18 protein-coding genes, 1 tRNA gene and 1 pseudogene are annotated in these 20816 nt (G+C 35.1%); 9 read left to right on the top strand and 11 right to left on the bottom strand.

The genetic code is table 11. The features are described 5' to 3' along the window. Window positions 1–40 precede the first annotated feature (40 nt). The 3 genes from ABWU50_RS03710 (at window position 41) to ABWU50_RS03700 (ending at window position 3520) form a co-directional block, all read left to right on the top strand. Complete coding sequence (locus ABWU50_RS03710; RefSeq protein ID WP_353275308.1) at window positions 41–2539, top strand: hypothetical protein; 2499 nt, start codon at window positions 41–43, stop codon at window positions 2537–2539. Window positions 2540–2685: 146 nt separating this feature from the next. Beyond that, window positions 2686–2949 carry a translation initiation factor IF-1 gene (infA, locus tag ABWU50_RS03705; protein WP_164224845.1) on the top strand — a complete coding sequence of 88 codons (264 nt, stop codon included), beginning with the start codon at window positions 2686–2688 and terminating at the stop codon, window positions 2947–2949. Further along, the gene (locus tag ABWU50_RS03700) at window positions 2927–3520 is read left to right on the top strand and encodes a Maf family nucleotide pyrophosphatase (protein WP_353275307.1); all 594 of its coding nucleotides are present in this window, start codon (window positions 2927–2929) and stop codon (window positions 3518–3520) included. Before infA ends, ABWU50_RS03700 begins: the two co-directional genes overlap by 23 nt. Window positions 3521–3572: 52 nt before the next feature. On the opposite strand, the pseudogene ABWU50_RS03695 reads toward ABWU50_RS03700, so the two are convergent. Further along, window positions 3573–3851, bottom strand: a pseudogene (locus ABWU50_RS03695) (IS66 family transposase); the annotation flags it as partial. On the opposite strand from ABWU50_RS03695, the gene ABWU50_RS06860 reads away from it, so the two are divergent. Next, window positions 3813–4109, top strand: a complete 297-nt coding sequence (locus tag ABWU50_RS06860) for a hypothetical protein (RefSeq protein ID WP_410542059.1) — start codon at window positions 3813–3815, stop codon at window positions 4107–4109. The pseudogene ABWU50_RS03695 and the gene ABWU50_RS06860 overlap by 39 nt on opposite strands. Here the strand turns inward: ABWU50_RS06860 and ABWU50_RS03685 are convergent. The 5 genes from ABWU50_RS03685 to ABWU50_RS03665 all read right to left on the bottom strand — a co-directional run bounded on the left by ABWU50_RS03685 (window position 4100) and on the right by ABWU50_RS03665 (window position 8945). Then, on the bottom strand, window positions 4100–5362 hold the full coding sequence (locus ABWU50_RS03685; protein ID WP_353275304.1) for a protein TolB: 1263 nt from the start codon (window positions 5360–5362) through the stop codon (window positions 4100–4102). The two genes, ABWU50_RS06860 and ABWU50_RS03685, sit on opposite strands and share 10 nt — an antisense overlap. Window positions 5363–5371: 9 nt before the next feature. Continuing rightward, the gene (locus ABWU50_RS03680) at window positions 5372–7006 is read right to left on the bottom strand and encodes a ribonuclease J (RefSeq protein ID WP_353275302.1); all 1635 of its coding nucleotides are present in this window, start codon (window positions 7004–7006) and stop codon (window positions 5372–5374) included. Window positions 7007–7247: 241 nt separating this feature from the next. Continuing rightward, window positions 7248–8366, bottom strand: a complete 1119-nt coding sequence (gene dnaJ / locus ABWU50_RS03675; RefSeq protein ID WP_353275301.1) for a molecular chaperone DnaJ — start codon at window positions 8364–8366, stop codon at window positions 7248–7250. 82 nt (window positions 8367–8448) lie between these two features. Then, window positions 8449–8526: transfer RNA gene (locus ABWU50_RS03670), tRNA-Arg, on the bottom strand. Window positions 8527–8732: 206 nt separating this feature from the next. Then, on the bottom strand, window positions 8733–8945 hold the full coding sequence (locus ABWU50_RS03665) for a hypothetical protein (RefSeq protein WP_353275299.1): 213 nt from the start codon (window positions 8943–8945) through the stop codon (window positions 8733–8735). Window positions 8946–9384: 439 nt separating this feature from the next. On the opposite strand from ABWU50_RS03665, the gene ABWU50_RS03660 reads away from it, so the two are divergent. Beyond that, the gene (locus ABWU50_RS03660; protein ID WP_353275297.1) at window positions 9385–10200 is read left to right on the top strand and encodes a hypothetical protein; all 816 of its coding nucleotides are present in this window, start codon (window positions 9385–9387) and stop codon (window positions 10198–10200) included. A 62-nt stretch (window positions 10201–10262) separates the two neighbouring features. Then, the gene (locus ABWU50_RS03655) at window positions 10263–11426 is read left to right on the top strand and encodes a porin (RefSeq protein ID WP_353275295.1); all 1164 of its coding nucleotides are present in this window, start codon (window positions 10263–10265) and stop codon (window positions 11424–11426) included. 186 nt (window positions 11427–11612) lie between these two features. Here the strand turns inward: ABWU50_RS03655 and mutS are convergent, their stop codons facing one another. The 5 genes from mutS to ABWU50_RS03630 form a co-directional block, all read right to left on the bottom strand. Next, the gene (gene mutS / locus ABWU50_RS03650) at window positions 11613–14126 is read right to left on the bottom strand and encodes a DNA mismatch repair protein MutS (protein WP_353275293.1); all 2514 of its coding nucleotides are present in this window, start codon (window positions 14124–14126) and stop codon (window positions 11613–11615) included. A 226-nt stretch (window positions 14127–14352) separates the two neighbouring features. Beyond that, a complete protein-coding gene (locus ABWU50_RS03645; RefSeq protein WP_353275291.1) occupies window positions 14353–14490 on the bottom strand; it encodes a hypothetical protein in 138 nt (45 codons plus the stop codon). 174 nt (window positions 14491–14664) lie between these two features. After that, complete coding sequence (locus ABWU50_RS03640; protein WP_353275289.1) at window positions 14665–14850, bottom strand: hypothetical protein; 186 nt, start codon at window positions 14848–14850, stop codon at window positions 14665–14667. Continuing rightward, window positions 14825–15496, bottom strand: a complete 672-nt coding sequence (locus tag ABWU50_RS03635) for an ankyrin repeat domain-containing protein (protein ID WP_353275287.1) — start codon at window positions 15494–15496, stop codon at window positions 14825–14827. The genes ABWU50_RS03640 and ABWU50_RS03635 overlap by 26 nt, the downstream gene beginning before the upstream one ends. A 185-nt stretch (window positions 15497–15681) precedes the next feature. Further along, entirely contained in the window at window positions 15682–16704 is a 1023-nt protein-coding gene (locus tag ABWU50_RS03630) for a Fic family protein (RefSeq protein WP_353275285.1), read from the bottom strand. 403 nt (window positions 16705–17107) lie between these two features. Here ABWU50_RS03630 and ABWU50_RS03625 point away from each other — a divergent pair, with 403 nt between their 5' ends. The 3 genes from ABWU50_RS03625 (at window position 17108) to ABWU50_RS03615 (ending at window position 20745) form a co-directional block, all read left to right on the top strand. Beyond that, a complete protein-coding gene (locus tag ABWU50_RS03625) occupies window positions 17108–17794 on the top strand; it encodes a TerC family protein (RefSeq protein WP_353275283.1) in 687 nt (228 codons plus the stop codon). Window positions 17795–17957: 163 nt separating this feature from the next. Next, window positions 17958–18212 carry a DUF1016 N-terminal domain-containing protein gene (locus ABWU50_RS03620; protein WP_353275281.1) on the top strand — a complete coding sequence of 85 codons (255 nt, stop codon included), beginning with the start codon at window positions 17958–17960 and terminating at the stop codon, window positions 18210–18212. Window positions 18213–18228: 16 nt separating this feature from the next. Beyond that, window positions 18229–20745: a hypothetical protein gene (locus ABWU50_RS03615; RefSeq protein WP_353275279.1), complete on the top strand. Its 2517-nt coding sequence runs from the start codon at window positions 18229–18231 to the stop codon at window positions 20743–20745. Window positions 20746–20816 lie beyond the last annotated feature (71 nt).

The following is a 20816-nucleotide window of genomic DNA, read 5'->3' as shown; positions in this document are numbered from 1 at the left end:
TTAATTAGTATAATATAAATATAGTCAAAGGAGGTGTGTTATGATTGGAGGTTTGACTAAGGGAGACAAAGCAGCAGAGGCAGGAGAGGATTCTGGTATTAGATCAATCGCATCATGTGCTTGGAGTGCAATAAATCGCTTGTTGGCATCTTATGAACGCGATCTATATTCGTCACGGCTTACACTACGTTTTGCATCCCTCAAGGACCGTATCGATGAAGTGGAAAAAGAAAATCCTTCCACTAAGGACTCTGCTACAATAAAGTTCTGCCGCTCAATTGCAGAAAATGATAAATTATGCAAAGAATTAAGAAATTTAAATAATCTTGCTGAAAATTTTGCCAATAAAGAATTTGATTCTCAATTAGAGAAGATAATAACAGGTTTTAAACTAAAAGATCTAGAAGACAAGGTAGGCTTCTTAGTACTTTTGAAAGAAGAAAGTGACTTCACTGCTATACAAAAGGCTTATAGGGATGAGTGGAGTTTTTATGACCTAATAAACGATAGAGATTTTAAACAAACGTACATAGATAAAGTAGTAACAGAGTCTGCTAATAAGAGCTTTAAGGAAGATATAAATAAATGCCTAGAGTTGGCAGAGCAGGGAAAAAAAGCTGCAAGTAAATATTTTGAGAGGAAAGACGTAGAGCTTCAAGCTTATTACACAGAAACCGATAACGCTCATAGAGTTTTGAATGTTAACCTTATTAATTACAATAGAAGTGGGCCAACAAGAATTAGTGACATTTTACAGCAAGAGAAAGATATTAAAGAATTGAATATCTATTGCAATAAAAAACATGAAATATACGCTCATCAAGAAGATAAGAAAAGATATTATGAATTTAAAGAAGGCGCATATTATGAAATGACAAGCACTTGGCCTGTAGAGAATGGATCCAGAATGTGTACCATGATTATGAATGTGAGTAGTAGCGGCATAACTGAAGTACTAAAATTTGATGGTGAAGATTTTGTGTCATCGGAGGAGATCCTAGAATTAATAAAGCAAAATGATGAATTATATATTCAAGGCCTCGTCTTACATGATGCTGTAATGAAATCACTAGAAAAGGGTAAGGCTGCTGATGTTGTACCTACTGCTAATAATAATTTTCAAAATGAATCTATAGTGGCCTATCAAGATAAGGAACCAGGGGGGGAATCGAAAGGTCCAGACCCTAAAGTTGATGATGACAATAGCCTTCCTTCTTCTCCTTCTATTAATAGCAATGCATTAATTCAAACAGAAGTCAATTTACAGCACACTGAAACTCAACCAGAAGTTGCTTCACAACAAATAACTGATTTACAAAACAGGTTTGGAAAAGAAGAGCAAAAAAACACAAAATTGCAAACTGAACTGGCACAAAAAGATGAAGAGTTAGCAAGCGCGTTAGCAGAGCTACAAGGGAAAGCACAAGAACTTAAAAGTGTATATGAAGAAAAAGGAAAGCTAAGGCAAGAGCTGGGAGTTGCTAATGCAAAAAAGGAGGAGTTAAAAAGTGAATTAAAGAAATCGCAAGAAGAACTATATCATGTGCAGGAAGGAAAATCTGATTTAGAGGACAAGTTTGACCATTTAGAACACTTGAATAAGAAGATGCATGGAAACCAAGAACAGCTTTCAGAACAAGTATTAGATCTGCAAAAAAAATTATCATGCTCGGAAGAGGTAACCCAAGAATTAATCAATAAGTTAAAAAGTGCTGAAGCAGAAAAAAAAGAAGTGAATCAGAAACTTGCAGAAGCTGGGCAAAGAATTGAAACATTAAAAAAATGGACTAGTGATTTACAAGATAAACTTGAAAAAAAGGAGCGAGGATCCAAGGCAGAAATAGATGCAATGCGTAAGGAGTTAACGCAGCTTAAAGAAAACCTGAAGAGGAATGAGGAAGAATTTAAAAGTGTGCATGAAGAAAAAAGAAAGCTAGAGGACAAGCTGAAAGGTGTTAATACAGAAAAGAAGGAATTAGAAGAAAAATTAAAAGAACGTGAAAAAGAGATAGACCAAGAAGCACAAATAATGGAGGAAAAGGAGCAGTTTATAAGCAATTTAAAATGTCAAATGCAAGGGTTGGAAAAAGAGCATGAAGATGAGATTAAGGAATTGGAAGAGAACCTTGATGCATTGAGCGACATCATTGCAGGTAAAGTTTTGGATATTGAAGGTCTGATGAAAAAATTACAAAACAGTGAAAAAGAAAAAGAGTTTTTCCGTGGTCAAGTAGAAGAGTTAAGTGAAGAAACGTTTGCTGATAAACAAAAAGGCTTCAACAATCAATTTTATACTCTAACAGGAGACATTTCTAGTGAGCCTGATAATGTTCCACGAAAGAAGATAGAGTTATCCAGATCTTTAAGCTTTGATAATGAATCTGATAATAAGTCTTATGTTCCACAGGAAGGGGACAATGATAGCGCATATGATAGCAATGAGGAGAATTGTGATAATCATCCTTGTAGTTCAGTTCTAGTCCTAGGGTCCGTAAGTCCTATCAGAGCACAGGCAAGGAGTAGAAACGTAGGTAGGTAGCTCACCTTCCTCTCGCATTATTGTGAAGATGGTTGGGGTTAAGTTGCAAGAGAAATACTTAAGTGGGGTGCAAAAAGTCTTTTGTGTTGATAATAATTTAAAATCTATAGTAGACTGAAAAAGATTATTAAATTATAATATAACATATGATAAAAGACGAGAAATCGAAAACAATTTTTGAAGTGGAAGGGGCAGTAACTGCTTTACTACCTGCAGCAGAATTTAGAGTGAAACTGGACAATGAACATGAGATTATCTGTCATGTATCAGGGAAAGTGAGAAGAAGTAAAATACGCATCATTATCGGGGATAGGGTGTTAGTTGAGATGAGCATTTACGATAGGAATGCGAAAAAAGGTCGGATCATTAGAAGGCTTAAAGGTACAAGTGACAGAACGATCTCTAAATAATCTTATTCTTGCTTCATCATCGAAAAGGCGTATAGCTTTACTAAAACAAATAAATATTGAGCCAGGTTTAATTTTGCCAGCAGACATAGATGAAGCCCCTTTAAAAAAGGAACTTCCGAAGGATTACTCAATCCGTATGGCAAAAAGTAAAGCTGAGAAAATACAAAGTTCAAATCCAAATTACTTTGTGCTTGGTGTTGATACAGTTGTTGCTTGTGGTAGAAGGATATTGCTTAAAGCTGAAAACGTTGAGCAAGCAGAAAAATGCATCCGCTTGTTATCAGGAAGAAGGCATAGAGTATATACCAGTGTGTGTCTATTAACTCCCGATCAATCTAAACAACATATTAGAACTGTGGTTACAATAGTGAAATTTAAACGTCTCAGTGAACAAGAAATTAAGTATTATTTAGCATCAGAAGAGTGGAAAAATAGGGCAGGGGGATGCAATATACAAGGCCTAGCTGGGATGTTCGTATTGTTCTTACGCGGCTCCTACTCTTCCGTTATAGGGCTACCATTACATGAAACCTATTGTTTGCTAAGTAATTATTTTAACCGGGGGTGTTAAATAAACCATACGCGTCAAGTTAAGGCCCAATATAGCACCATTTAAAGTGGGTAGATAGCCTTTCGAAATCCCTTAACAAGTGTGCCCAACAAATCTGTCTTTTTTCGTCACTGAAGTAGTTGTAAACCGCATACCTATCGGTAACAACCAAATTCTTATAACTAGAAAATGTACTACTCTCTAGAAACTTAACTCCTCTTGTGTCTGCTAATTTAATAAGGCTTGCTTCATTATTAGCAAACACCCAGCACCAGCCAAGTTTACCTTTAGAATAATGGCTAGTTTCATCAATATGCAAAACTTTGCTTGCTCTCTCTACTTGTTCATATACATCTTAATACATAATTCTCCACAAAAACAATCTTCAGGGAGGAGCTGGATAATTATAATCTCAGCATTATTGTTTGGCGCTATAGGAGCCACAATGGCTACAATGGGAATTATACCTGAAATTGCTGCTATTGGAGTAATTGCAACTGTTGTGTTGTCAGGAATCGCTGGTACTATAGTAGGTGGTGTAGCGGGATATCTTGTTAATGTGGCAATAAATCAATGCTGTGGAGCAAGCAGCTCAGTAGTTCAAGAATAAGACCAATCCGGTAAAGAAGCATTTGTGGGAGTGGAAACCATTTTTTGATTTTTCTTTACTAAGTCTACTAAATATAGTTTAGAGTTGCTTGGTGATTCTGTTCTTGTGAAAATGATTTCTCTACCATTTGGTAGCCATGCCGGAGATTCAATTTTATGCCCTTCTGAAAGTAGACGTTCTTCTTTGCCATCTGGCTTCATAACTCCTATGTAAAATTTTCCTGACTGAATCTTTGTGAAAGCTATCGGATCTCCTTTTGGCGACCAAACAGGCGTAGCATATCTTCCACTTCCAAAACTAATTCTTTTAGGTTTTTTACTTTTGTTAGTAAAATCGATAACATACAGCTGCTGACTCCCACTCATATCGGAACTAAAAACCATATACTTTTGATCTGGAGAAAAAGAGGGAGAAGTGCTTATAGCTGAACCTTTAGTAATTTTTTTTGTCCGTTTACTACTTAAATCCAAAGATAATATATTCGTTTCACCACCCAATGAGTGGGAAATTAAAAGAGATTTACCATCAGGAGAAAATCTTGGTGCAGAAATAACTCCTTCAAATGCGCTGATTATTGATTCAGTGTGGTCTTTTAAATTTTTTAATACTATATAACTTTTACCATTTGCGTATGAGATATAAACAATACCCTTTCCATTTGGTGAGAATCTCGGTGTTGACACAAATCTATCGCCATTTGTTAAGTATTTTATATTACTTCCATCTTGATTCATCACAGCAATTTTACGCACAGATTTGTAGTTGCTATCTTTTTCTTCAGCGATATACGTGATTTTTGTGTTGAAGTGCCCTTTCTCACCAATCAATCTATCATGTATCACATCCGAAACGAGGTGACCAATTTTTCTCCAGTCTTTTGCTGGAAAAACAACTGACTGAGTAAGTAATTCTCTTTTTGTAAAAGTATCAAACAAACGAAATGATAGCTCTAATGCACTACCAGATACTTCGCTTAAACTTACTGTGACTACAGTATCGCTTTTCCAAGATTTAAATTCAGCTTCTGCGCCACGTTTTACATTAAATAAGCCACAATTAGATAAATTTGTTCCTATTACCTTTGCAATATTTTCGCTTAATTCGCTTTCCAGCGCTGTTTTACATGTACATTTAGATACAACAAGACCAATGTTACCAACACTGCTTTTTTTTATATCAACATATAAAGCAGCTTTTGTAAAATAAGGAATAAATAACGAAACAAGCAATATTAATTGAACGAATAACTTCATTCTTTCATTTCATACCTGTTCTATCTGGACTTCAATTATAGGTCTTTTTAGTAAATATTCCTTTAAGATACTCAATATTGAACTTTCAATCTTATTTTTAATTTTTTTTGTTGGCTGCAAACTAAACAACGACTCAACTTTCTTGACAATTTTCTGTATAATAGCTGCATCTTCTAGCACTTCAAAAACACCAGGTACAAATACTTTCGGTTTAGTAAGCAATTTATTTTTCTTGTTTACAACTGCTATTACCACAATAACTCCGGCATCTCTCATTCTTTTACGCATTTTTATAACACTGCTCTCCGGATGACGTAGCAGCATACCATCAATACCAAAGTAGTCAACATCGATTGAATCAACTTTTTCTCCGCTCTCCAAATTAACAATATCACCTGGTGCAATCATTATTGCTTTTGCCACACCGCACTCTTTAGCAAATTTTACATGTGCATGCGTGTGAATATATTCGCCATGAACTGGAATAGACATCTTCGGTTTTATTAAAGAATACATTTCCTTTAACTCTTCTCTTGTTGGATGCCCAGAAGCATGAACATGCTCTGTTTTTTCAGTAACAACTTCTACCTCCATCTCAATAAAGGCATTGAGCATGTTGTGCGCACGAGTTTCATTTCCAGGAATGATTTTTGACGAAAAGATCATGGTATCACCTTGCTGCATTTTAAATGCTTGATGACTCTTATTAGCAAGCCTTGAAGTTGCTGCCAGTGGCTCACCTTGACAACCTGTGCAAAGTAGCACAAGTTTTTCCCTTGGAAAATTTACTGCTTCCTTTGCTTCAAGAAACTGAGGAGAATCAGTTAAATAACCACTATCTTGCGCAACTTTCACTATTCTCCATAAAGATCTACCAAGTAAAACTACTTTTCTATTTAGTGCTTTTGCAGCTTGGCTTATCGTTTCAATTCGTGCCACATTTGAAGCAAATAGCGAAACAGCAACTAATTTTTTAGACCGCTTTATTATGTTATAAATGTTATTATAAATTTCACCTTCTGACTCAGGGTGATGCTTGCTTAATATATTGGTTGAATCGCAAATTGCTGCAAGCAGGTCACCTTTATCGCCAATTTCTTTTAGACGCTCTATATTAGAAGTTAATCCAACAACAGGTTTTGGATCAAATTTCCAGTCTCCGGTATGGAGTGCACTACCCATTTCAGTGCTAATTAATATTGAATTTGCCTCAGGAATTGAATGAGTTATATTTATAAACTCGACGGTAAAAGGACCCAAATTTGTGCTGCCATTTATGTCCACCTCTTTCACAGGTACTGTATCTTCTAATCGAAACTCCTTTAGTTTCTCCCTAAGAAAATTAACCGTAAACTTTGTTGTATATATGGGGCACTGCAACTCTTCCCACAAGTGGGGCACTGCACCGCAGTGGTCCTCATGTGCATGTGTAATTATTATTCCAAGCAAATCTTTTTTTCTTTGAGCGATAAAATCTACATCAGCAATGAGCAGCTCAACACCTGGCATAGTTTCATCTGCAAAACCAACACCAAGGTCGATCATAATCCACTTACCTTGATAATGATATAGGCTAACATTCATCCCGATTCTTCCTACTCCCCCAAGCGGAAGAAATAAAAACTCATTTTTGTTTATATTCATTAAATTTAAATTATTAAAACCTGAGAATAGCAAAACTTTGACCTTAAATAAAGAAATTTATTGCTTTTACATAGTTTTAAGTAACTGAGAGGTCTACGTAAAAAAGAAGCCATTTTTGAATACAAAATTGACTTTGCTCTGAGAAAGACAGACAGCAAGGCATCCAAATTGGCGAAGAGAATTGCAGGACTTAAGTGAAAATTCGTAAACAGTTATCCCTTCATGTCATTTAGCAGGTTTCTTATTTTTTTTTTACTTTACTAAAAAACCCTTCAGATCGTTGTTGTACATTTGCATTTTCCTCTTCTTCAAGTGCTTTTAATAGTTCAATTTGCTTTTTAGTTAAATTTTTTGGATTTAAAGTCTCAACTATTACCTGTACATATAAATCACCACGAACATGTGAGTTCATATATGGCATACCCTTCTCCTTACAACGTAACTTGGTACCAGTTTGAGTGCCCTCTGGAACTTTTACTTTTGTTTTAGCTCCATCAATTGACTGAACATCAATTTCACCACCAAGCACAGCTAGTGTCATTCTTATAGGTACTTTACAGTGTAAATCTGCCTTATTTCGAGTAAAGATTTTATGGGGAGCTATTTTCACGTATACGTATAAATCTCCACTTTTTCCACCTCTTGCTCCAGCTTCTCCTTTACCACTTATCCTTACCTTAGCTCCTTCTTCTATGCCCTTTGGAATTGAAACGGATATATTTACTTCATCTCTTCTACGTCCACTTCCACCACATTTCTTACATTTATTTTGTATTATTTCTCCTTCCCCATAGCATGTAGTACATGTTCTTTCGATGGTAAAAAAGCCTTGTTGAGTTCTAATCCTACCGCTTCCCTGGCATGTGGGGCACTGAACTGGTTTAATTGCTCCTTCGCTACCTGTGCCTTGGCATGTGTCACATTTTACATTTGTCACATAATGTATAGGCGCTTGTATTCCTTTAAATGCATCTTCTAAGGTAATTTCAAGATCATAACGTAGGTCTGCTCCAGACACTCCTGTTGTGCTCCTCTTTGCTCTTGATCTACTTGCACCACCACCGAATCCTCCACCAAAGAAGTCATTGAATATGTCGCTAACATCTCCTGCAGAGCTAAAGCCTTGAAACCCACCAGAAGCACCTTCGTGGCCATAACGGTCATAGCTTGCCCTTTTCTCAGAGTCAGATAGAACTTCATATGCAGCTGTTACTTCTTTAAATTTTTCCTCTGCTTCTTGATTGCCAGGATTTCTATCAGGATGATATTTTAACGCTAATTTTTTATACGCTTTTTTTATCTCATCAATACTGGCATTTCTTCCTACTTCCAGCAGATCATAGTAGTCTTTTTTGCTCATATATAATAGTTTAGTGTTTGACCTTTAAAGATAGGTATTGCATATATTAATTTCAAGTGTGACTTCTGTTTCCTATAAAATGTGGTGCACCCTGAGCGACTTGAACGCCCGACCTTTTGATCCGTAGTCAAATGCTCTAATCCAACTGAGCTAAGGGTGCTTTCATAAAGTTAACTTTAGCAGGTTTTGTAGCTTGATTCAATTAATTTGGCTAAAAATAAAACTGTTAATTTTTATCATACGTGAAACCTGCAAAAAATTGCATTTGTTTTCTTAAGAATCATTTTATGGTCAAGCTCACAACTATACGAACATTTGTAGTCAAGGCACTGGATCTGAAATTGCAATGTTCGTATAGTTGTGGGTTTAGAACCCCTCACAATTCCCAAACTGCTGTTCCGAATTAGAATTATTAAATTCACTATAAGGAGGAGAGTAAGGAGGAGGTGGTCCATAATTCCTAACTGCTTCTTCAGCCTCCTCAACATTGTCTGATTCTTTCTCATGCTTCATATGAAAAGCTAAACCACCAGCAAAACATACGAGAGAATTAACGCCAAGGATAGCTAAACCCCACACTGGTAAGACTGGGTAAACAGCACAAGCTACCTACTTTCAAAACACGTCCCCTCAGATTCTCACTTTGGCATCATTCTACCTTATCTAAAGCCATTTTATACCTTTTTATCCCTTCTGGGGTAACCTTTTTTCAGTTAGCTATAGTAGATCTTTCAGAACAACTAAACGTGACTTGTTCTACTTCCATCTAATACAATGTAACAAAGGGGTATAACTCAGAGCTAGAGGTTATGATTGTAATAAAGATATAAAAAAAACGGATAAGTCAAGCAAAGTTACAAATGTAATTTTGCTTGACTATCCATTTATTACCACCTAAAATAGCTAACAAAGCCATTCCGTATGACATTTTATCTATATCTAATCAAGCATATTAATAAGTAAGTAAATTTTAATATAATCTTATTATACTTATAAATATGCTGTATAGAATGAAAGTATGGATGATTTCATAACTGCAAGAAGGAAAGATGATGCTGTGGTATCTGTTTGTCAGGATAATAAGAAAAAAAACGTATTAATTTTAGGGCTCAATCAAGCCGCAAGGAATTTGTTAAAATACGAGGAAGGGAATTTACTTAATAAGCCGTTAATCAATATTTTAAGTGCAAGAGCAGCTGACGACATGAAGAATTATTTAGAGTATACCGAAAATGGACACGATTTACTTGATGTATTACCTAAAGTGATAGGTTTTTCCTTAACTGATGCTAAAGGAGAAGATATAAAGACAAAAGTAAAAGTTTTCCGCACTGCACAATTTGCTAGTAATAAAATAAATTATGAGCTATTGATACGTGATATCAGCTTGTCTCATAAATTAGGAATCTTTAGAGATGAATATCTAATGGGTAAAAAATATAAAAACCATGACTTATTCGATATACCAAACAATGAGTCTACTATTCTAGAGTTATACGTTATATTAAATTTTGCCTTTCAACATCAAATTAATGCAGCTATAGGAGTGATTGGCTTAAATAGTAGCTGTAGTGAGACAAATGATGCACTGAAAGTTATCATAGAACATTTTTATAAAAATTGCCGTAGTGATGATTTTCTAGGGTATATTGATGAGAATAAAGTGCTTTTTGTTTTGATTAACTGCGATGTAAAAAGTACGTCTAAAATAATTAATCGTATACATTCTGCCATTAATAAGCAGTTATTAAAGCGAAAATTACCAAGTGTATCAATAATTTATGGGAATATAGCTCAAAAACGGGCAGCAAAATCTACCAGCGGCGCCTTCTGAAAAGTTGTTTTTTATTTATATTGAGTTTAAACTTAAATTTTTATAAAAATTTAAGTTTATTTATGAAGTTAAGGTACTACCTGGTAGCACTGCTTTCATCATTATTTTTGCAGAGTAGTGCTAGCTCTAGAACAATTTTGGATAAGGAAATATTTTATGTAGAACTAGACGGAAAAATAGATTTGAGATTCGGCTACGCCTTCAACAGAGGTTCTTTCAATGCTAAGGCTAAGGATAAAACTTCAAGTTATTCATACTTGCGCTTTCTTTATTTACAGCAAGTTTATCCAAATACTCAAATGGGGTTTAATGTTAAGGCAGGAGTTTCTGGTATTGCAAACCTAAAAGCGTTAGACATAGAAAAGTTAGACATGGAGGAATGGTATTTCATCATTAAAAATCAGGTGCTTGGATCAATTGAATATGGTAAAAGAAGTTTAGTTAGTCAGGGCATGTTAATTAACACTTCAAAAATTTATACAGCTGCTGGAGGAGTAAATGGTCATTGGACAAACTATGCAAATTTGCGTGGTAACGAAAACAGAGATAATGGCCCTGGATATGATAAAGACAAGGTATTTTGGGTAAAACCCAATATTTACAGTAATTATAATGGATTCGAACTAGGGTTAAAACAATCATCAATTAACTACATCTCCCCTGAAATCTATAACTTTCAACTCGGGTTCAGTTATGTCCCAGGAAAAAATAACTTACAGTACAGCAATTTAATTGCTGCTGGCCTTTCCTATAAAAATGGCCTATCAGATGATATAAATTTTACTACTGCCTTAACTGGTGAATTTGCAAGAGAAAATTTAACTGATTGCTCAGATGGAACTTCTAAAAATTATGAATGTCGTAATCAATTACTGCACTGGAATTTTGGTTTGAAGCTAAAATTGTTCGATCTTGATTGCATTTTTTCGTATGGTAATGGCGGTAAATCTGGTGAGAAGCGTAATTCTGAAATAAATAATACGTATTATATGAATGCAGGTATTGCTTACCATTCTGATTCTCGTAAATTGAGCTTAACATATTTCAATAGTGGTAGGGATATTGCAGCAAACGAGTTAACATCATATGCTTTAAGCCTTGAATATCCATTTTTTATGGGCACTTCATACTATTTCGATATTGTAAAATTTAGTACCAAAGAGCCTGAAGTAGAAAATAGCAACTCTGGTTATGTGCTCTTGACTGGACTGAAATTAAGTTTTTAATGAGGTTACATTGCCTCCTGTCATCCCAGCACTCTTTTCTGTCATCCAAGTAGCGGATAACATAGAAACGAAAAACTTACTTGACACATTTTGCCAGCCCCCTTATCATGACGTGTATAACAATGTTACAAAAAATAATATCATAGGGTTCTCTCTACTTTTTCTGGGTAAGATCAGAATTTCCTCTTAAGCCTTTAGCTCCTCAAATACTTCACTTGCTCTATTTAAAACAGAATCAGGAAAACCAGCAAGTTTTGCTACATGTATTCCATATGACTCATCTGCAATGCCTTCAATTACTTCATGTAGAAAGATAACCTCTCCGTTCCACTCTCTTATTTTTACACAAAAACATTTCACGTTCTTCAAGTATTTGCTTACTTTAGTTAATTCATGATAATGAGTTGCAAAAATGGCGCGGCACTTATTTACATTGTGAATATGTTCAATCACTGCCTGTGCAATAGATAATCCATCATAAACTCCTGTGCCCCTACCAATTTCATCAAGTATCACCAAGGAACGATCTGTTGCCTGATTTACTATCGTTGCTGTTTCGATCATCTCTACCATGAAGGTAGAATAACCAGCTGTTATATTATCTGTTGCACCAACCCTGCTAAATATCTTGTCAATCACTCCAATATGCGCACTCTCTGCTGGCACAAATGACCCCATGTGAGCTAAAACTGCAATGAGAGCGTTTTGCCTCAAGAAAGTGCTTTTTCCAGCCATATTAGGACCAGTAATTAGATGTATACCAGCTAAATTGATGCTATTTGCAATGAATTTATCGTTAACTTCAACCACTGGATGTCTTCCATTGCGAATATTGAACTCTTTACTGTCATCGATAATGGGTTTTACGTAATTATTTTGCACTGCAAGCTCCGCAAACGTGGCTCTAATATCAAGTTTTGCCAAAGCATTTGCAGCAAGAGCAATTTTTTCAGATTCTTTAGCGACTTCACTACACAGTTCACTAAAAATTTTCACTTCTAAGCCGATTGCAGCATCACGTGCCGTAAGAATTTTATTTTCTAGTTCTTTCAATTCATTAGTAGTGTAGCGCATGCTATTTGCTAAGCTTTGCCTATGAATAAATATGTCCGAAGTTATTTTGTGATTTGCTGACACTTCAACGTAATAACCAAGTATATTGTTGTGTAATATTTTGAGTGCGGCAATGCCAGTTAGGTCGCGATAAGACTCACGGAGCTTAGTTACCAACTTGTTACTGTTGTTCAATATATAAGATAACTCAGATAATTCTGAGTTGTATTTTGGATTGATAAATCCTCCTTCTTTCACGGAACTGAGGTTATTATCAAGTATAGCGCTGTTTAGAAGCTCGAATAGATCTTTATGATTACCAAGACTTTTATGTATTGTGCTTAGTTCACTCTCGTCTGATTTTACTGTCATTCCAGCGCGTGACGCTGGAATCTGCATCTGGATTCCAGTGTCAGCTACTTGGATGACATATTGTTGTGGGAGAGATCCATTTTCACCTGATTCAATTTTACATAAGAACTCAGATAACTCTAAAGTTTTTCCTAGGCCTATTTTTAATAGGTTCATATCCTTTGGTGAACCACGTCCTAGTATTAAGCGCGATAAAGACCTCTCAATATCCGGAATGTTAGATAATATCTCTCGTATTTTTCTGCGTGGCTCATGATTATTTACAAAAAATTGAGCGGTGCTGAGCCTCAAATTGATTGCCTTGGAGCAAGCAAGTGGTGAAGCGAGCATTTGTTTGAGCAGGCGTCCACCAGAGGCTGTAACTGTGTGATCAATAACTGAAATTAGTGAACCTTTCTTTTCACCAAATTGAGTTGAAAACAACTCAAGATTTCTCCTTGCTGAAGCATCAATAAGCATGAAATTTTGTTGCTTATAGGTTTTTGGGAATTCAAGCCTTGGAATGGAGCCCCTTTGTGTTACTCTGACATATTCAAGCAGTGCACCGCACGCCATGATTTCTACTTTGCTGAAATTTCCTATACTCCCAAGTTCCCTGATTTTATAAAACTCGCATAACGTTCTGTGAGATTTACTATACTCAAAAAAACTCTGTGCGTGTTGTGTAATTGATATTTTATAATTTTTTAAAATCGATCTAATTTTTTCGTCCTCAGTGAATTTTTCAGAAATTAATAATTCTCTTGGTGATATACGCAATAAATCACTATCTAGAGCTTTCAAATTCGTTAAAGTGTGAAAAAATTTTCCCGTTGATAATTCAAGCCAACTAATAGCATATTCGTCATTTTGTTCAACTATGGATGCGAGATAATTATTGCTTTTATCCTCCAGTAGCGAATCTTCTATAATTGTACCTGGAGTTACAACTCGTACTACATCACGTTTTACTATGGATTTATAGCCCCTCTTTTTTGCTTCATTAGCAGTTTCTAATTGGTCACAGATTGCTACTTTGAATCCTAAATCTATTAGCTTGTGTAGGTAAGATTCGCTACTGTGTGCTGGCACTCCACACATTGGTATTTCTTGCCCATTTGAATTGCCCCTCTTGGTTAGCACTATATTCAGCAATTTCGCAGCTTTAATAGCATCATCGAAAAACAACTCATAAAAATCTCCTAGCCTATAAAATAGCAGATGATCCTTGTATTGAGCTTTCAGGTTCAAATATTGCTCCATCACAGGGGTGTTTTTTTCTCTTACGAAGCTCATAATATTTTTTAATATATTGTATTGATAATAAATTCAACGTTATTATAGATTATATTGCACATGTGAATAACATAAATTTTAGATAGGTGTATAGAGGGGAAAATTTAAAACAATTAAATTTCTTGGATCCAAGTAGTCAGGACACTTGGATGACACCCTCCTTTTATGTATTATAGCTAAAGTGACTTACGACAATTTGAAAAACGACAAATTCGTCATTCCGCTACTAGTTAGCGGAATCTATACCGCGAATGAATCCATAGCTGTACGAACATTCATTTTTGAAGGTAAATTGCACAGCAAATGGTGTCATTCCAGTTCTTGACACTGGAATCCAGCTTCTATGCAACCTCATCAAAAACATTCATTTAGTGTAAGATCAGCTACTTTCCATGCTAGTTTGCTTGTGAACAAGCAAACTTTTCTGGATCCCAGTGTCAAGCACTGGGATGACATCATAGGGGCGCTGGGATGAAACCCTTGCTAGACAATGTTCGTACAGTTGTAGAATGAATCGCGGTATGAAGTGTTGCTTGGGTCAGCTATATGTAAGTTGTGGCCCTTCTTTATTATTTTTATTAGCGGCAGTTGTATCATCAACAGATATTTCAGAGCTAATAGTGCTAATAGTTTTTTCTATCGCTTTAGCCTGTTCATAGTCTTGACTCAAAAAATACATGGCCAGCCCAACAGCTATACTAGCAACAAGAACAGGTGCTATCATTACACCTAGTATCATACCACCAGAAAGACTTACTGCAACACACACCAGCTCCAAGTACAACACCAAGAAAACCACCAATTATTACGCCAGGCACCAAACTGCCTATCATAGCGCTTTCTTTTTTCGTATTAGCTTGTTCTTTCATACTTTTAATAAGCACTTTTTTTGTTTCTCCTTGAGCTAAATCTAAAGGAATTTTATTATCCGCGTTTTGTATCAAAGGATTTGCACTATATGTAACAAGAAGGGTGATTATTTCTTCAGTTTTCTTACCTATAACTGCATGATGTAGTAATGTATTTCCCTTTTCATCTTTAAAGTTTATATGAGTACGAAGTTCCTCATCTAGATTTCTTATTGGGTTGTTTTTTGCATATATCATAGGTTTTATTGCTCTATCTAAGCATTGTATCACTTGTTCTAGTGATTGCTCGCCAGGATTTTGTATAAAATGAAGCAGAATTTCGTGTACTATTGCTTCCTTTGTAGTTTTTTGGTATCGTAAAGCATATGCAAATGTGTCTTTATTAATAGTTATTTCTTTGTTTTGTTTAAGGAAATCTTTTAACTTTCCAACTCTATTTATACTGTGATTTTCGCTAGCAATTATCGATTGTAAAGTTTTTCTGTTATCGTCACCAGTCATGCTATCCTCCTTGGTTTGATTACATTACTCATTAATAAATAATATAATAAATCCTGCTAAAAGTCAAGCAATTAATTAATAAGTTAATATAATCCTCCAAAAGGAGCTCCTTACTTTTTGTTCAGCATGTCCATTGGATCAGACTCTTTAAGCTTGCTGTTTGCTGAATTTATTCATCACAATAGCTACAATGTGCTATCGAAGTTCTCTGTAATCTTAGTTGGTTCTTCTAGAATATTCAAAATATCAGTTGCACAATAAACCCGATCTCTCTTTCCTTGAGAAGTTTGTGAAACGATGCCTAAATCTTCAAGCTTTACGATTGCTCTTTGGGCTGTTGTAAATACGACACCTAAGTTTTCAACCACTTTCCTTATAGTAAAGTAAGGGTTTACAGCGAGATACCTTACAATACCACTCGCAACTCCCTCAGTTTTAGAACTAACTTCAGTTTGCCAATTTGCAATCAAAATGTTAATTCGTTCTGCTCTTGACAATGCATCCAATGATTGCAGTACTACACCATTTAAGAAATAAGAGAACCAATCATGCCACGTGCCTCTGTTGCTTATATTGTAAAGTTGGTCATAATACTCACTTCTTGTAGCTTCAAAAAATGCACTTAAGTATAACAGAGGTGATGATAATAATTTTCTTTCGATCAGAAGTAACGTTATTAATAAACGTCCAATACGTCCATTACCGTCCAAGAATGGGTGAATCGCTTTAAATTGATAATGACATAGAGCTATATGTATAAGTGGGGGTAATGTTCTATCATGTAAAAATTTTTCAAAAGAGTCCAAGCAACCCATCAATTCACCTGGCATTGGTGGCATATATTTTGCTGTGTCTATTGTACATCCTGGGCTTCCAATCCAATTTTGCACTCGGCGAAATTCTCCTGGAGTTGCGTGAGAACCTCTTACACCTTGCATAAGTTTTCCGTGAATTTCTTTAACCAACTGAAGCGACAGTGGAAAAGATTGTAAACGTTTTAGTCCATAATCGAGCGCTGATATATAATTGCGTACTTCTTGTAAATCATCGGGATTGCGATCTACATTAGCACCTGCTTCTTGAGCCAAAATTTCACCAAGAGTTGCTTGAGTTCCCTCGATTCTACTTGAAAGAACTGCTTCACGTGCTATAAAGGGTCGTATGAGAAGATGAGGGTTAGGCAATTTAGCTCCTTCCCTGGATAACATACCCAAAATATGATCTGCTCTGGAAAGACTATTAACTAAATAATTGTCCCATTCAAATTTTGGTGGCAAGGGGTTAGGTATAAATGCCTGATAACCAGCGAATACTTTGCCTTATGGTGATCCTTTAATATACATTCATTCAACCTAGCACACTATTTTTATAGTATATATTATTTTCAAATAAAGTCAAAAATGAAAATAAGGCTTTATCTTATTTGCGTGTATGAAAATAAAAAACTCTCTTATTATTGATTTTACTCAAAAACGAAAATAGAAGAAGCTGCTGAACTTTATATTAGCAGTTATCCTGTTTTTCTGGAGAACTGCTATAAAACTTCTGAGTGAAGTCACTTAATTTTTACACATCTATTGTAGAGTAAGAAGAGCCGAATTTGGGACAAAAATGCTAGCTGATGCTTGGACTTTACTGACACTTACACTACTTGAACCTATACTTAGTGTAGACAATTTAATCTTTATTTCTCTAGCAATAGATAAGGTACAAAATGTGCTGAGAGAAAGAGTGCGCCTTATGGGCCTTGGATTAGCGCTATTAATGCGTTTTGTAATACTATTTTTTACATCATCTATATTGTCAATGCAAAAACCTATATTTCACACTGCATCGCTAAATATTTCAGCAAGGGATTTACTTATGATCGCAGGGGGATTATTCCTTATTGTTAAAAGCTCTATGGAGTTATGGGATGACATCTTTGTATCTAAGAAAAATAAAAAGAAAGCAAACGTTAAATCAAAATTTTTTTTAGTTGTGCTACAAATTATATTAATAGATTTAGTTTTTTCAGTTGATTCGATATTAACTGCTATAGCATTAACTTATAACATGGTAATAATTGCTACAGCATTTACATTTTCCATGCTAGCAATGCTGTTTTTATCAAGTTATACCGCCCAGTTAATCAAATCTAACCCAGGCTTAAAAGTAATTGCTATCTTATTTATTTTACTTGTCGGTGTGTACCTCATACTTCATGGATTTCATATAGAATTACCAAAAGGATATTTGTATTCTTCATTTATGTTTGCACTGCTTGTGGAAGTTATAAGCAAAATAAAGAAAACGTAGTGTGTAGATATAGCCTCACTCAAGCGAGATTTTCCTGTGGATTTAAGGTAATAAGAGGAAGTAGTAATGTTTTTTCGGGGTGAAAGTAACCTCTTGCATACATATTAAAATCTAGGAAAGTTAGTTTTTGTGCTATAATGGTTCTTTATTGAAAATAGCGTTGATGGATATCACTACTAGCTTATTAGGGGATATTAGTAATTTAATAGATAGAGCAAAGAATCATCTTGCTACACATTTCAATTCTACTCTAGTATTGTTAAATTGGGAAATTGGCTTCAGAATTGGTCAAGATATCTTAAAGCACAAACTTGCAGACTATGGCAAACGAATCATCTCCCAACTTGCAAAAGAACTTCAGATTAAATATGGACGTGGGTTTGATAGAGCTTCATTGTTTCGGATGGTGCAAATATAGGAATGGGGAGAAATTGATGAAACATGCATCCAGTTTGCCTGAGTGGCAAAAAAATGTTGTTGAGTTCTTATCTAGTCGTAGAAAGTATCGGTTATTTGGATGGGAGTTTGGTCCAATTTTACTTGATGAGTTATATAGGATAAGGGATTATCGCACAGACTATATAAGAGTTGGAGCTTTTTTCACTCCTATAGTTGCTTTTTCTGCTGAGCTTGTTTCATTTGTATCAACACGCAGGGTATATCTTGCTGCAGTAGTAACTTCTAGCCTAATAGTACTAGGGATTATAACTACACTTGCCGTTGACTATCAAATGACAAAAAGAAAGGCTGGGGTGGTAAGCCAAGAGGATTGTGTTAAATTGCTGAAAGCACTAGAGAGAATGCCGCAGTATTGGTGGTGGTCATGGAGTAAACAGATAGAGGATATTACGATCACTGAAGAACAAATAAATAGAGCAGTGAACTACAATGATTACTCGATTGCTTCACGCTTAATCTATTCCTTATTTACTAACGTTGCGTTGCATCAACTTTACGTTGCAAGGCTAAGTTATCTTTATAGTTATCATAAACTTGGAGGGAAAATGGTATTAGGGTTTGATATAATAGGTTCATGTAAAAAATTACTACAAAGCAACAATCTTATTTCTAGTGATGAAAAAGTACCTGAAACTGCACAGGAAGCATATAGGGAAGAAAATAGGTTAGAAGAGGCAAGTAGGATTGATAAATTAGTCAGGAACATATATAGAGTTGATAACAAAGAAGTGAGTTTAAGTCAGGCACTTGATTTATTGCAAAAAAAGTGGATGCCATTTTATCTTGATAAAAGCTTGGGTGGAGTGAGAAAAAAAACAAAGAGTGAAGAGGAACATAACAAATATTTTGAAAGTCTTATTAAACAATTTAGGAACTTATCATTAAAGCACCATCCAGACAAGGGAAAAGTTAAAGATGAAGAAATGCAAAAAATAATTAACCAGACTACAAAAGCTCTGAGGAATATACATTCATACATCATGCAGGATGAGACGTTTATTCTCAATAAAGACTGTTACTTATTGTATGGAATGTATAACCGCATACCATTAAGCACATTAAGTAGTGATGAAAAAGATATATCTAGAGTAGTAAAGGTGTCGTCCATAGATGGAAATTCTGCTTTGTTTGAGTTGAGTCGCTTGGCTGATCAGGAAGAAGAATTTTTGATGAGGGCAAGAAATAGGTACTTAAAAGATGCAAAGGCATCTGTTGAATTCCTTTGTGAAAAGTTGTTGGCAATAAAGAACATAACATATAAAGAAATTGAGTCTTTAAGCAACGTTATAGAAGTAAGATGGAAGGAGTTTGATAGTGCTTATAATGGGTATGTGGAGGAATATTATAAACGTTGGGTAGATTACTTAGAGTCTTTGAATGCTCGTTGTGAAAAATCTGAGTTGCTTGAGGTAATAAAGGAAGCAGTAGAAAAGTTGTTAAAAGAGAGCAAGGAACAATATGAAATGCTAGTAGGGCAATCTTATGGCGTGAATCCAGATGAGAATTTTGTACTACCTATGTTAGACTATTTTACTTTGATGGAAGCATACTATAAGTTTGCTACTAAACTACTTAAGGACAAAAAGAATTGCTATAGTCTTCAGGGTTATCGTTTCGACTCAGATGCTCTTGATAAGATAAGTTCCATACTGAAAGAAAGTAAAGATAGCAAGGAAGTTTTGAAAGAAAAAAGCAAAGAAGAGGTAGAGGGTGAATCATCGCATGAAGAGAGAATAGAGAAGAAAAATCAATTATCTTATAAAGATAACATAAAGGAGGATAAGTTATCCTACAGAGAATTACTATTTCATACAAGAGCTATGGTAAATTCCTATGTTAAGAATGATGATAATGAATTAAATGAAGAGGTAAAGAGATCCTATAAGGAATCGAAGGTAGGTAAAGTACCGACTAAAGAAGAAATAGGAAATGTAATAGTATTCATGTTAAAACGCTTAGAGGAATTATTGAGTAATAGATTTCAAAGCAAGAAAACAGCTTTCCAAAGGCAAAGAGAAGAATCTGAGCAATTGAAAGAAATACGAGAGAAATCAGAAGAAGGATTAAGACAAGCAAAACACAAAGCAGAACTTATTGAGAAAGAGGAGGATCTTTTTACGGAAAGGTTATGTGGCCCCAGCATAGATAGTAAATTAGGGAAAGCAATATTGAAAAATCAAAGAAAGATTAAACGCGAGATTGTGAAGTGTATTATGGAGTACCACTTTTCTCTAGAGCAGGTGCTAGGTGCAATAATGGAAGAAATAAAGTTTAATGAAGAACGAGTTGTAAGAGAAGGCGCTGTTAGTGATGAATTGATAGAAGTAGTTATAAGAAACTTTTTGACTATTAATGAAATAGTTAAAGAAATGGTAGAGAAGGTAGTAATAGAAGTTGATAACAGTACTGTTTTGCAAGATATGCAGGCGCCAAGCTCTGTATTTAACAATGTAACTAATGAACCAATTGCAGGACCTTCTTGTAGGAGATAAGAGTTTTAAAGTTTGTGAAAAACTTGGATTTGTGGCTATTATTTTGTATGCTCTTTTTATCATAAAAAGTA

The sequence above is a fragment of the Wolbachia endosymbiont (group A) of Pipizella viduata genome, from assembly GCF_964028555.1.
In the GTDB taxonomy this organism is placed as follows: Bacteria; Pseudomonadota; Alphaproteobacteria; order Rickettsiales; family Anaplasmataceae; genus Wolbachia.
The sequence above is the reverse complement of the archived record's forward strand: the minus strand, read 5'-3'. Positions and strand labels throughout refer to the sequence as shown.

Coding starts and splice junctions, on each gene's coding strand:
- ABWU50_RS03640 (WP_353275289.1), bottom strand. CDS start 14,850: ATGATAGCACCTGTTCTTGTTGCTAGTATAGCTGTTGGGCTGGCCATG.
- dnaJ (WP_353275301.1), bottom strand. CDS start 8,366: ATGAGCAAAAAAGACTACTATGATCTGCTGGAAGTAGGAAGAAATGCC.
- ABWU50_RS06860 (WP_410542059.1), top strand. CDS start 3,813: ATGCAAAACTTTGCTTGCTCTCTCTACTTGTTCATATACATCTTAATA.
- ABWU50_RS03710 (WP_353275308.1), top strand. CDS start 41: ATGATTGGAGGTTTGACTAAGGGAGACAAAGCAGCAGAGGCAGGAGAG.
- ABWU50_RS03615 (WP_353275279.1), top strand. CDS start 18,229: ATGAAACATGCATCCAGTTTGCCTGAGTGGCAAAAAAATGTTGTTGAG.
- ABWU50_RS03660 (WP_353275297.1), top strand. CDS start 9,385: ATGGATGATTTCATAACTGCAAGAAGGAAAGATGATGCTGTGGTATCT.
- ABWU50_RS03680 (WP_353275302.1), bottom strand. CDS start 7,006: ATGAATATAAACAAAAATGAGTTTTTATTTCTTCCGCTTGGGGGAGTA.
- ABWU50_RS03655 (WP_353275295.1), top strand. CDS start 10,263: ATGAAGTTAAGGTACTACCTGGTAGCACTGCTTTCATCATTATTTTTG.
- mutS (WP_353275293.1), bottom strand. CDS start 14,126: ATGAGCTTCGTAAGAGAAAAAAACACCCCTGTGATGGAGCAATATTTG.
- ABWU50_RS03635 (WP_353275287.1), bottom strand. CDS start 15,496: ATGACTGGTGACGATAACAGAAAAACTTTACAATCGATAATTGCTAGC.
- ABWU50_RS03625 (WP_353275283.1), top strand. CDS start 17,108: ATGCTAGCTGATGCTTGGACTTTACTGACACTTACACTACTTGAACCT.
- infA (WP_164224845.1), top strand. CDS start 2,686: ATGATAAAAGACGAGAAATCGAAAACAATTTTTGAAGTGGAAGGGGCA.
- ABWU50_RS03645 (WP_353275291.1), bottom strand. CDS start 14,490: ATGTTTTTGATGAGGTTGCATAGAAGCTGGATTCCAGTGTCAAGAACT.
- ABWU50_RS03620 (WP_353275281.1), top strand. CDS start 17,958: ATGGATATCACTACTAGCTTATTAGGGGATATTAGTAATTTAATAGAT.
- ABWU50_RS03630 (WP_353275285.1), bottom strand. CDS start 16,704: ATGTTATCCAGGGAAGGAGCTAAATTGCCTAACCCTCATCTTCTCATA.
- ABWU50_RS03685 (WP_353275304.1), bottom strand. CDS start 5,362: ATGAAGTTATTCGTTCAATTAATATTGCTTGTTTCGTTATTTATTCCT.